This is a genomic window from Acidovorax sp. 62, from assembly GCF_002754495.1.
Lineage (GTDB): Bacteria > Pseudomonadota > Gammaproteobacteria > Burkholderiales > Burkholderiaceae_C > Acidovorax.
The window spans coordinates 1,411,655-1,424,132 of sequence record NZ_PEFJ01000001.1 but is presented as its reverse complement, the minus strand read 5'-3'; the positions used below and the strand labels follow the sequence as shown (position 1 = coordinate 1,424,132).

7 protein-coding genes are annotated in these 12,478 nt (G+C 63.9%); 3 read left to right on the top strand and 4 right to left on the bottom strand.

All coding sequences use genetic code 11. The features are described from left to right. Nucleotides 1–50 precede the first annotated feature (50 nt). Entirely contained in the window at nucleotides 51–1,742 is a 1,692-nt protein-coding gene (locus CLU86_RS06345; protein ID WP_099741039.1) for a long-chain fatty acid--CoA ligase, read from the bottom strand. Nucleotides 1,743–1,950: 208 nt separating this feature from the next. Beyond that, on the bottom strand, nucleotides 1,951–6,048 hold the full coding sequence (gene hrpA / locus CLU86_RS06340; protein ID WP_369803810.1) for an ATP-dependent RNA helicase HrpA: 4,098 nt from the start codon (nucleotides 6,046–6,048) through the stop codon (nucleotides 1,951–1,953). Nucleotides 6,049–6,394: 346 nt separating this feature from the next. On the opposite strand from hrpA, the gene CLU86_RS06335 reads away from it, so the two are divergent. From CLU86_RS06335 to argA, 3 genes are all read left to right on the top strand, one after another. Continuing rightward, the gene (locus tag CLU86_RS06335; protein WP_099655328.1) at nucleotides 6,395–6,640 is read left to right on the top strand and encodes a hypothetical protein; all 246 of its coding nucleotides are present in this window, start codon (nucleotides 6,395–6,397) and stop codon (nucleotides 6,638–6,640) included. Then, nucleotides 6,633–8,759, top strand: coding sequence for a peptidase M41 (locus CLU86_RS06330; RefSeq protein WP_233194840.1), 2,127 nt, complete (start codon nucleotides 6,633–6,635; stop codon nucleotides 8,757–8,759). Before CLU86_RS06335 ends, CLU86_RS06330 begins: the two co-directional genes overlap by 8 nt. A gap of 115 nt (nucleotides 8,760–8,874) precedes the next feature. Continuing rightward, complete coding sequence (gene argA / locus CLU86_RS06325; protein WP_099655327.1) at nucleotides 8,875–10,221, top strand: amino-acid N-acetyltransferase; 1,347 nt, start codon at nucleotides 8,875–8,877, stop codon at nucleotides 10,219–10,221. Nucleotides 10,222–10,333: 112 nt separating this feature from the next. Here argA and CLU86_RS06320 read toward each other — a convergent pair whose 3' ends face one another. Together CLU86_RS06320 and CLU86_RS06315 are read right to left on the bottom strand one after the other, a co-directional pair. Next, complete coding sequence (locus tag CLU86_RS06320; RefSeq protein ID WP_233194838.1) at nucleotides 10,334–11,200, bottom strand: HDOD domain-containing protein; 867 nt, start codon at nucleotides 11,198–11,200, stop codon at nucleotides 10,334–10,336. Nucleotides 11,201–11,371: 171 nt separating this feature from the next. Continuing rightward, nucleotides 11,372–12,319, bottom strand: a complete 948-nt coding sequence (locus tag CLU86_RS06315) for a LysR family transcriptional regulator (RefSeq protein WP_099655325.1) — start codon at nucleotides 12,317–12,319, stop codon at nucleotides 11,372–11,374. Nucleotides 12,320–12,478: the final 159 nt, after the last annotated feature.

Here is a 12,478-nt window from a genome sequence, read left to right as displayed (position 1 = left end):
CTGAACCCGTCATTTCACCCAAAGCCAAGGAAAGAGCAGCGCGAGCCCCATCAACTCGGCGCTACCTCACGCTCTTGAAGGGTGCGCCACATCACCTTGCCGCTGCCGCTCTTGGGCAGCGCATCCACCAACTGCACAATGCGCGGCACCTTGTAGACCGCCATGTTCTCGCGGCACCAGTCCATGATCTGCTGCTCGGTAGTGTCTTTGTGCGATGCACGCAGCACTACCACCGCCTTCACCGTCTCCCCCCGATAGCTGTCCTTGCTCGCGATGATGCAGGCCTCTTGGATGGCAGGGTGGCGGAACATCAGCGCCTCCACCTCGGCAGGCCACACCTTGAAGCCGCTGGCGTTGATCATGCGCTTCAAGCGATCGGTCAGAAAAAAGTAGCCCTCCTCGTCCATGCGCCCCAGATCACCTGAGCGAAAGAAGCGCTTGCCCTCGAACTCGATAAAAGCCGACGCTGTGGCATCCGGTCGCTTCCAGTAGCCCTCAAACACCTCGGGGCCGTGGATGATGATTTCGCCCTGCTCACCCACAGCCAGCTCCTGCAGCGTGTCGGGGTCGATCACCCTTGCATCGGTGCTCATGAACGGAATGCCCAGGCACTGCTGCTTGGGGTGGTCGGGCGGATTGGAATGCGATGGCGCCGCCGTCTCCGTCAGACCGTAGCCTTCTGCGTACCGCAGCCCATACTGCTCCAGCAGACGCTGCGCCACCGCCTGCGGCATGGCCGCCCCGCCGCCGCCGATGTAGACCAGGCTCGATAGGTCATAGCTCGCAAAGTTCGGACTGCCCAGCAGATCAATGACCATAGTGGGGATGTTGGTCCAGTTCGTCACTTGGTAGCGTGATATCAAGCGCCCAGCCAGGTCCCGGTCCCAGCGCGGCATGACCACAATGGTGGCTGCACTGTAGATGGATGCGTGCATCACGCTCACCATGCCAGTGATATGGAACATGGGCACCACGGCCAGCGTCACGTTGTCCACCGAGCCCGTGCCCCACAGGCTGCTGGCCACAGCGTTGTGCATGATGCTTTTGTGCAAGTGCATGCACCCCTTGGGCAGGCCCGTGGTGCCGCTGGTGTAGGGCAGCAGCGCCAGGTCATTCGGCCCCACCACCAGCTCTGGTGGCGCATCGGCACAGGCCAGAGCCTCCGTCCAGTCATGGGCCTGTCCACCGTCCAGTACTGGCAGGGGGTGGCGCGTGCCCAGCCATTCGCGCCAAGCCTCAGGCGGAGCATCGGGGCCCGCCACATCCACATCAAACGCATCACTGAACTGCGCCACCACCAGGTGCGCGAGGCGCTCAGCGGGTGGCAGCGCGTTGCTGGCTTTGGCCAGTTCTGGCGCCAAGTCTCCAGTGGTGAAGGCCACCTTGGTGTCCGGGTCGGTGATGTAGTGCTTCAGCTCCTCAGCCCGGTTCATCGGGTTGACGGGCACCACCACCGCGTTGGCCCGCAAGATGGCAAAGTGCGCCATCACCAGTTGCGGGCAGTTCTGCATGCACAGCACCACGCGATCACCCCGCTGCACGCCCAACGCAGCCAGCCGGGCTGCCATGCGCTCAGCACCCTCCATCAACTGCCGATAGCTCAGCGACCGGCCAAAGAAGACCAGGGCCGCCTTGTCTGGATAGCGGCGCGCGCTGATCGCCAAGTTGTCCCAAAGCGAAGTCGATGGGACAGTGATGGATTTGGGCAAGCGATGGGGCCAGAACTGGTAGTGAGGGCGCATGGATTACAGATCTCCTTGAGCCTGCAAGCCTAGAGGCCTCGCCAGCGGGGAGCAATGGGGGATGCCCCGCGCCTGCGTCGCCAAGGTGACCGCAAGCGATACTGCGGCCTGCGTCAGCCCTTGCCGCACGCGCGCACTGCAGTCTTCGCGGTGGTCAAACAGTGGCGAAAAGCAGGCCGTCCCCAGGCCACAGAAAGCCAACGCACCATCAGCTCTGTATCTGCGCCCACAGCTTATCCAGCCGCTTCACGCTCACCGGCTGGGGCGTGCGCAGCTCTTGCGCGAAGAAGCTCACACGCAGCTCCTCCAGCAGCCAGCGCAGCTCTTGCATGCGCGCATCCACCGCACCCTTGCGCTCGGCCACAAGGCGCCAGTAGCGCTGCTCTTGCGGGCGCAGCTCGGCCAGCTTGGCGGCGTCGCGGGCGGGGTCGGCGCGGTATTTGTCCAGCCGCAGGGTGATGGCCTTGAGGTAGCGCGCGTAGTGGGCCAGCTGCGCCCACGGCGCCACGGCGATGAAGTTCTTGGGCACCAGGCGTTGCAGTTGCTGCAAGGCGTCCGCTGTCGCGTCAGGCGCGTTCTTGGTGTCCTTGATCTTGCGGGCGGCAGCAGCGTATTCGGTGAGGATGGTGGCGGCCAGGCGTGCGACTTCGTTGGCGATCAGGGTCAGGCGCCCTCGCCCTTCGTCCACGCGGCGTTTGAAGTCGAACTCATCGGTGGGCAGGGGGTCGAGCAGAAAAGCGCGGTCCAGCGCCACGTCGATGATCTGGGTGCGCAATTCTTCCTGCGTCCCCAGCGGCATGTAGGCCACGGCCATCTTCTGCAGGTCGGGGATGTTCTTTTCGAGGTACTTGAGCGCGTCCTTGATCTGCAGCGCAAACAGACGGCGCAGGCCCGCGCGGTGTTTGGCGGCGGCCACCTCGGGTTCATCGAAGACCTCGATGGTGACGCCATCGCCGCCATCGATCAGCGCCGGGAAACCCACCAGCGTCTGCCCGCCCTTCTTGATCTCCATGAGCTCAGGCAGCTCACCAAACGTCCAGGTCGTGTAACGCTGGCCTGCCGGGGCTGATGGCGCAGCGCTTGCCGGTTTTGCCGAGACGGGGTTTGCGCCTTTTACTCCTGATTTGATAGCTGCTTGCGCTTTATTATCAAGCGCTGGAGGCATATTTGATTCAGATTTCTCGCTGTGTGCCGCCGCAGCACCCAACTTGAGACCTGCCAGCGCCTGGAACGCACCGCGCGCCTTGGCACCCCATTCGGCCTTGAGGGCGCCCAGGTTGCGGCCATGGCCGAGCTGGCGGCCATGTTCATCGACCACGCGGAAGTTCATGAACAAGTGCGGGCTGAGCATGTCGAGCTTGAAGTCTGCGCGCTTCACGTCGAGCGAGGTCTCATCGCGCACCTGCTTGAGCAGTGCGTCCGTCAGGCTGCCGGTGCCAAAACGCTCGGGCGCGTTGAACAGCTCGGCCAGCCGCGTGGCCGATTCAGGCAGCGGCACAAAGCGGCTGCGCGGGCGCTGGTGCAGGCTTTTGAGCAGGGCCTGGATCTTGTCCTTGAGCATGCCGGGCACCAGCCATTCGCAGCGCTCGTCGCTCACTTGGTTGAGCACGAAGAGCGGGATGGTCACGGTGATGCCATCGCGCGCATCGCCGGGCTCGTGCAGGTAGGTGGCGGCGCAGTCCACGCCGCCCAGGCGCACGGTTTTGGGAAACGCGTTGGTGGTGATGCCTGCGGCCTCGTGGCGCATCAGCTCCTCGCGGGTGAGCTTGAGCAGCTCGGGCCGCTTTTTACTTTCCTCGCGGTACCAGGCCTCAAAACTGTGGCCGCTGCACACCTCGGGCGGCAGTTGCTGGTCGTAGAAGGCGTAGATGAGTTCGTCGTCCACGAGCACGTCCTGGCGGCGGGACTTGTGCTCCAGCTCTTCGACCTTGGCAATGAGCTTCTGGTTGGCGGCCAGGAAGGGCAGCTTGGTCTCCCAGTTGCTGCCGACCAGGGCCTCGCGGATGAAGATCTCGCGTGCCGCGTAGGGATCGACCTTGCCGAAGTTCACACGGCGGTTGTTGTAGACCACGATGCCATACAGCGTGGCGCGCTCCAGCGCCACCACCTCGGCCGACTTCTTTTCCCAGTGCGGGTCCAGCAGCTGCTTCTTCAGCAAGTGCCCGCCCATCTGCTCAAGCCACTGCGGCTCGATGGCGGCAATGCCCCGGCCGAACAGGCGCGTGGTCTCGACCAGCTCCGACGCGATGATCCAGCGCCCGGGCTTCTTGCTCAGGTGCGCACCGGGGTGCTTGTAGAACTTGATGCCCCGCGCGCCCAAGTACCAGTCTTCCTCGTCGCCCTTGGCGCCCACGTTGCCCAACAGCCCGGCCAGCATGGACAGGTGCAGTTGCTCATAGCTCGCAGGCTGGGTGTTGATCTGCCACTTGTGCTCGGTCACCACGGTGAGCAGTTGGGTGTGAATGTCGCGCCACTCGCGCAGGCGGCGGATGCTGATGAAGTTCTGGCGCAGCAGCTGCTCGTACTGGCGGTTGCTCAGCTTATGGGTAGCGGCTGGGGCGGCAGTGGATGGGGCAGGCGCGGCCACAGGGCTGCCACCGCCACTGCGCTGCGCCACGGGCAAAAAGGCCTGTGAGGGCGCCTTGTGCGCGGCCATGGCCTTCTGCGCGCGGGCCGACGGCAGGCTGGGTGCCCCGCCCCGGGCCTCGTTGATCCATTTCCACAGCTTGAGGTAGCCGCTGAACTCGCTCTTGTCGTCGTCGAACTTGGCGTGTGCCTGGTCGGCCTGTTGCTGGGCTTCCAGCGGCCGGTCGCGCACGTCCTGCACGCTCAGGGCACTGGCAATCACCAACACCTCCTCCAGCGCCTTGCGGTCGCGCGCCTCGATGATCATGCGGCCCACGCGGGGGTCGAGCGGCAGGCGCGACAGCTCTGTGCCCATGGGGGTCAGCTCGTTGGCATCGTCCACCGCACCCAGCTCGGCCAGCAACTGGTAGCCGTCGGCAATCGCACGGCCCGAGGGCGCCTCGATGAATGGGAACTGCACCACATCGCCCAGGTGCAGCGACTTCATGCGCAGGATGACGCCTGCCAGAGATGAACGCAGGATTTCCGGGTCGGTGAAACGCGGGCGGCCGTTGAAGTCGGCCTCGTCGTACAGACGGATGCAGATGCCGTTGGCCACGCGGCCGCAGCGGCCTGCGCGCTGGTTGGCGGCAGCCTGGCTGATGGGTTCCACCAGAAGTTGCTCCACCTTGCTACGGAAAGAATAGCGCTTGACGCGCGCTGTGCCTGCGTCAATGACGTAGCGAATGCCAGGCACGGTGAGCGATGTTTCGGCCACGTTGGTGGCCAGCACGATGCGGCGGCCCGTGTGGCCGTCAAAGATGCGATCCTGCTCGGCCTGCGACAGACGCGCAAACAGCGGCAGCACCTCGGCATTGCGCATCACGGGCTGGTGCGAGAGGTGCTTGCGAAGGTGGTCGGCCGCCTCGCGGATTTCGCGCTCGCCGGGCAGAAAGACGAGGATGTCGCCCGCCGCATTGCCCTGCCAGAGTTCGTCCACGCCATCGGCAATGGCCTCGTTCAGGCCGTAGTCGCGGCTGTCTTCAAACGGGCGGTAGCGCTGCTCCACCGGGAAGGTGCGGCCCGACACCATGATGACCGGCGCTGGCCCCTTGGCGCCCTCGAAATGCTTGGCGAACCGGTCGGCATCGATGGTGGCCGAGGTGACGATGACTTTCAGATCAGGCCGGCGCGGCAGGATCTGGCGGATGTAGCCCAGCAGGAAGTCGATGTTGAGGCTGCGTTCGTGCGCCTCGTCGATGATGATGGTGTCGTAATTCTTGAGCAGAGGATCGGTCTGCGTCTCGGCCAGCAAGATGCCGTCGGTCATGAGCTTGACGGAGGCATCCCGGCTCAGGCGGTCCTGGAACCGCACCTTGAAGCCCACCACGTCGCCCAGCGGCGTTTTCAGCTCTTCGGCGATGCGCTTGGCCACGCTGCTGGCGGCAATGCGGCGTGGCTGGGTATGGCCAATCAGCTGCCCTTTCTGCCCTGGCTTGGCGTTGCATTTGCCCCGGCCCAGCGCCAGCGCAATCTTGGGCAACTGCGTGGTCTTGCCCGAGCCGGTTTCGCCGCACACGATGATGACCTGGTGCTGGGTGATGGCCTCCATGATCTCGTCGCGCTTGCCCGACACGGGCAGGGATTCGGGGAATTCGATGCGCAAAGGGGCTGCGGACTGGGCAGCAGGCGGGGCGGAAGCGGGGGAAGACTCGGACAAACGCGGATCAGAAGAAGACATAGCCCCGCATTATCGGCAGCGCGCCCCTGTGCCAAGGCGCCCTGCCCGTCCGTTTTGTGCGTTTGGCGCGACATTTTTAGCCTCGTTCGGGCCATTTGGCTTGCAGGCAAGGCACTGCGCCGCCACAATCGCGCCTTCTTTCAAGCAAAGCCAGCCACCCCGGCCCGGCGCTGAAAGCCCTGGAGGTCCCGATATGTCTGCCAACTTCTTCGCACACACCTGACCACAGTCCACCGCCCCGGCTGGACTGTGCACACTCAGTTCAGCCACGGCTCAGCGCTTTCGTTTGCGCTCCACAAGCCCTGGCTACATCGCCGGGGTTTTTTGTTTGTGGAACGCACAACGTATGAGTGCAAAAAAACTGTCTCGGGCCTACGCCCAGGGTGAAATCAAAAAGCTGCGCCGCATGAAGCAGCCCCTGGTGCTGAAACTCGAAGCCTCGGGCCCGCCCCGAAACCCTGTGGCCGCCGCCATGGCCCAACGCAGCCTGTCCAGTGCAGCGGGCAAGCACATCCGAACCCGTGGTGCCCAGCGCCGTGCGGACAACGTCGCCTTGCGCAAGGCGATTCAAAACCAGATATTCAATGACTGAAACGAATCCGTACTCCAACGGGTCGCTCTTGCATGGAGCCCACGGGCTGCAGGGGCGGCTCACCCAGGGCTTCGGCCCTCACCAGCCCGCAGGGGCTGCGCAGGCAAAGGCAGGTGCTGCGGCAGCCCAAGCTGTACAGAGTCCATCCGACCCATCTGGCCAGCCCATCTCGCACAACCCACCCACCACAGCCACGCTGGCCTTGCGCCAGCAAACCCTGGCCCATGCCGCTGCGCAGCTCAAGGCAGAGCTGTTTGGCATTGACGAGGTGATTGACCGTGTCATCGACGCCATCCGGGCCTGGTACGTGCTGCCACAGCTCATCAGCCGCCCGGTCATCGTCTGCCTGTGGGGACTGACGGGCACGGGCAAGACCCAGCTCACGCGGCGCCTGGCCCAGCTGCTGGGCTTTTACGACCGCTTTGTTGAAGTGCAGATGGATGGCTTCAGCCACGGCGCCAGCTACCGCAGTTCCACCATCTCGGGCATGCTGGGTGACTCCGGCATCCACGAAGGCGCACCGGGCATGCTGGTGCTGGACGAGTTCCAGCGCTTTCGCACGGTGGACATCAAAGGTGGCGACGTGAAGGTAGAGCGCTACCAGGACGTGTGGACGCTGCTGTCAGACGGGCGCCTACCACCGGCGCTCAGCGCACTGTCCAACATCGAACGCAAGCTGGCCGATGCCCAGTACGACGCGGAGCGGGCCGAAGATGACGAAGACGAAAAACGCGCGGGCAAGGCGGCCTACCGCTTTCAGCTGGACGCGTGGGACGCGCAGGAACTCAAACGCATGCTCAAGCTGCAAGAGCCCCTGGGCGAGATCATGCAGTGGCCGCCCGGCAAGGTGCAGTCGCTGTACACCCGGTTCCAGCAGTCCAGCCAAGCCTGGGAGACGGACTACAGCAAGCTGCTGGTGTTTGTCTGCGGCAACCTGGACGAGATGTATCACGAGACCGCACAGCGGGTGGAAGACTGCGACACCGACGCCGATATCTTTCACCGCCTGACCCGCAAGCTCTCGCTCATCGACGTGAAAAAGGCGCTGGGCGAACGCTTCAAGCCCGAGCAAATTGCGCGGCTGGGCAACGAGCATGTTATCTATCCCTCGTTCAGCAAAGCCACGTACGAGCGCCTCATCCAGAACCTGTGCCACCGCTACGTGCAAGACATTGCGGCCCAATGCGGTGTGCAGTTCTACATCGGGCAAGACCTGCGCGATGAGCTGTACGCCAACGCAGTGTTTCCGGCGCAAGGCACGCGGCCGCTGTTTTCTTCGGTGCACGCCATCCTCAGCGCCAACTTGGTGAATGCAGCGCTGTGGGTGCTGGAACAACAATTGCCCCTGGCCCAGACGTTTGCCATTGGACTGAGCCCAGACAAGCGCGAGTTGCGGGTGTCCGGTCGGGACGCCAGCGGAGCCGAGCAAGAGAGCCGCTTTGCGGTCTCTTTGGAGCTGAACCGGCTCAAGCAGCGGGCCAATGCCGATTTTCGGGCGCTGCTGGCGGTGCACGAGGCGGGTCATGCGCTGGTGTACTGCCTGCTGTTTGGCCAGGCGCCACAAGAGGTCAAGATCAACATTGCATCGTTCGAGGGCGGCTACAACAGCTTTGCGGGCCTGAAGGTCACCACGCGGCAAAACGCGCTGGACATGATGTGCGTGGGCCTGGCCGGGCGCGTGGCCGAAGCCATGGTGTTTGGCGAGATGGCCTGCACCACGGGCGCCGAGCAGGACTACAAACAGGTCACGGCGGAAGCCGCCCGCTATGTCAGGCACCTGGGTTTTGATGGCCGCATCAGCCGCACCGATGTGACGCTGGAAATGGACAACCACATCAACACCGATGTGGCGCCCAGCAACGCTGCGATTGAAGCCCTGCTGCAAACGCAGTACCAGCGTGCGCAAGCACTGCTGAGCGAACACCAGGCAGCGCTCAACGCCCTGGTCAGCGCGCTGATGGAGCACGGCATGATCGTCCAGACCGAGATGCAGCAACTGCTGTGGGCCCAAGGGCTTCAGATTCGCACCAGTGCCCCGGTGGGGGCCGATGAAACGCTGGTGCTGGAGCCCTTTGCGCAGCGGCTGGCCCAATTTCAGGGCCAGTGCGCGGCGCAATGAGCGGTTTGTCACGCACAAACTTGCTTTGCATGCTTATGATGCGCGACTTGGCGACCCAGAGCGGTCGCCTTTCGCCGTCTGCCATGCTCCCACCCTGAGGCCCCGTCCCACTGCCATGTCCGCTGTTTTCAACTTCACTTTCGTGCCCTGGTTTCGCTCTGTGGCGCCTTACATCCACAAGTTTCGCAACCAGACCTTTGTGATCGGGCTGACGGGTGAGGCGATTGCGGCGGGCAAGCTGCACAACATTGCGCAAGACTTGGCGCTGATCCAAGCCATGGGCGTCAAGATCGTGCTGGTGCACGGCTTCAGGCCCCAGGTGAACGAGCAGCTGGCCGCCAAGGGGCATGCGGCCAAGTATTCGCACGGCATCCGCATCACCGATTCGGTGGCGCTGGACTGCGCCCAGGAGGCCGCTGGCCAACTGCGCTATGAAATTGAAGCCGCCTTCAGCCAGGGGCTGCCCAACACGCCCATGGCAGGCGCTACGGTGCGCGTCATTTCGGGCAACTTCCTCACCGCACGGCCCGTGGGCATTGTGGATGGGGTGGACTTTCAGCACTCAGGCCTGGTGCGCAAGGTGGATGTGGCGGGCATCACCCGCACACTGGACATGGGCGCGCTGGTGCTGCTTTCGCCCTTTGGCTTTTCGCCCACCGGCGAGGCCTTCAACCTGAGCATGGAAGAAGTGGCCACCAGCGTGGCGATTGAGTTGCAGGCCGACAAGCTGATCTTCTTGACCGAAGTGCCTGGCATCCGCATGCAGCCCGGCGAGCCCGAGAGCGAAGACAACCCCATCGACACCGAGCTGCCACTGGCCGCAGCCCAGGCCCTGCTGGCGCAGTTGCCCAGCGCCCAGGTACCGTCAGACACCGGCTTTTACCTGCAGCACTGCGTCAAGGCCTGCAAAGCCGGGGTGGAGCGCAGCCACATTCTGCCGTTTGCGGTGGACGGGTCGTTGCTGCTGGAGGTGTATGTGCACGATGGCATCGGCACCATGGTCATCGACGAAAAGCTCGAAGAACTGCGCGAAGCCACGATTGACGATGTGGGCGGCATCCTGCAGCTGATTGAACCGTTTGAAAAGGACGGCACGCTGGTCAAGCGTGACCGCACCGAGATCGAGCGCGACATTGCCACCTACACCATCATCGACCACGACGGCGTGATTTTTGGCTGCGCCGCGCTGTACCCCTACCCCGAGGCCAAGACAGCCGAAATGGCTGCGGTCACCGTATCGCCCCAAAGCCAGGGCACGGGCGACGGCGAAAAGCTGCTCAAGCGCATCGAACAACGCGCCCGCGCCATGGGGCTGGAAAGCATTTTTGTGCTGACCACCCGCACCATGCACTGGTTCATCAAACGCGGCTTCCAGCCCGTGGACCCCGACTGGCTGCCCGATGCCCGCAAGCGCAAATACAACTGGGACCGCAAGAGCCAGGTGCTGGTGAAAAAGCTGTAAACGCCCTTCTACGCCCCCAAAACTGAAACGGCCTGCGTTACACAACGCAGGCCGTTTGCTTTGGCGGGCCCGCCGCCCATGCCAGCTAGGCAAGGTGGGGGGGGCGAAGCAGCTACTGCATCACGCCTTCAAAGGCGGCGTACAGCTCGTCAATCCAGTGGTCCAACTCGTCCTGCGTTACGTGCAGGTGCTCCATGCAGGCCTGACCGTGTTGCTGCCACTCGCGCGTGGGCGAGAGGTTTTCATGGTGGTTGACCAAAAATTCAGCCAGCAAGCCCAGAGCGACCAAGTGCCGTACGGTCGCGTCAAACCGCTCATCGTTCAGGCAGGCAAAGTCGTGGTGCAACCAAATGGCCTGCGCCACCTCGGGCGGCAGGTGCCAGGTGCGCGCCACGATGGCGCCCATCACTGCATGGTCGGTGCGGTGGGATGCGTTCTCGGTCTGGGTGAAGGTGCGGTCTTTGCGGGCCAGGGCTTCGGTCACGGTGCCGGCGTAGCCTCGCACCGCCTTCACCAGCACAGGCATGCCCACATGGCAAAACAGCCCAAAGCTGTAGCCCAGCCCTGGGTCAAAGCTGTAGAGCTGGCGGCCAATGTGCTCGCAGGCAATGGCCTTGCGCTGCGAGCTTTCCCAAAAATGCTCCAGCAGCGGCGTGCGCACATGCAGCGCATTGCGGGTGATGAAGGCAGACAACAACTCCACCGAGGGTTGTAGGCCCAGCACCGTCAGGGCCATGCCCACGGTTTGCACGGGTTGCGCCAGGGCATAAAGGGGGCTGTTGGCGGTGCGGATCAAGGCGGCAGCCATGGCAACGTCCGAAGACGCCAACTGCTCCATGGCGGCGGAGTCCAGCTCGGGCGCGGCAATGATCTCTTGCAGGCGCACCAGTGACTCGGGGCATGGCGGAATCACAATCGCCCGCACGCTGGGATGCGCCCGGGCCTTCTGGATGTCTTGGTCGATCAAATGAGAGGTCACGGCAGGTTGGCGTGCAGACACCGAAGCGGACATGGAGACGCCCTTCGATACGGTTTCAATTGGTTGCATTGTGCCGCCAAAACAGCCCCACGCCACGCAATGAGACCCAGAACAACGCTGCCAACAATCCGCTTGCCAAGCCCCTCATGGTGCGGCAAGCGCAGCTCCCGCTCAGATACCAGCGCCCTCCAGGCCCTGCAAATCGGCACGGGTGGCCAGGCTGTTGCGCCCCGGCATGGTCTCGCCCAGGTAGTCCAGAAAGCGCCGCACAGCAGGCGACAGACCCCGGCGCGAGGCAAACACCGCGTGCACGATGGCTGGCGGTGGCGCCCAGTCGGGCAGCACGCGCACCAGGCGCCGCTCGCGCATTTCCTCCTGGCACATGTAGTCGGGCAGCCAGCAAATGCCCGTGCCCGCCAGCGCAGCGAACTTGAGCGTGAGCAAATCGTCGGCCACATAGCGCGGTGTGTAGTGCACCACCTGGTGCACACCGCCTGGGCCAATCAGGCTCCAGGTGGCTCGCCCGTCGGGGGCGGACATGGCAATGCTGTCAATGCGGGCGAGGTCCTCCAGGGTTTGAGGGGTACCTTGGCGGATCAGCAAATCCGGGCTGGCCACCAGCACCTGCGTGGCCCGGTCCAGCCGTTTGACGACCATGCTGGCACTGTCCTCCAGCGAAGGGCGCACCCGCAAAGCCACGTCGATGCCCTCCTCCACCACATTCACAGCCCGGTTGCTCACCTGCATCTCCACCCGCACCAGCGGGTGCTGCGCCAAGAACGCGGGCATCAGCTCGGCCAACACGGTTTGGGCCAGCGTGACGGGGCAGCTCACGCGCACCGTGCCACGCGGCTCGGTTTGCACCTGGGCCACGGTGTCGGCTGCGGCCTGGGCCGATTCGCGCATGGCCTGGCAGTGCCGCAAATAGGCCTCGCCCACCTCGGTCAGCGAGAGCTTGCGCGTGGTGCGCTGCAGCAGGCGCACACCCAGGTGGGCTTCCAGATCAGACACCCGGCGCGAAAGGCGCGACTTGGGGATGCCCAGGGCCCGCCCGGCGGCCGCAAAGCCACCGCGCTCGACCACCTCGGCAAAGTACAGCATGTCGTTCAGGTCTTGCATGGGCCAGCCGTCCACAAGGGTTAAAAAGGACAGGAATCAAGCGCAGGGAACATGTATTGCGGCTTGCAAAGTCACGCGCACAGCCCCAATGCATTCACTCCGATTGTTCCATTTTTAGAACAATCTATCGCATTTGCGGCAGCTTATCAATCTTTGTGA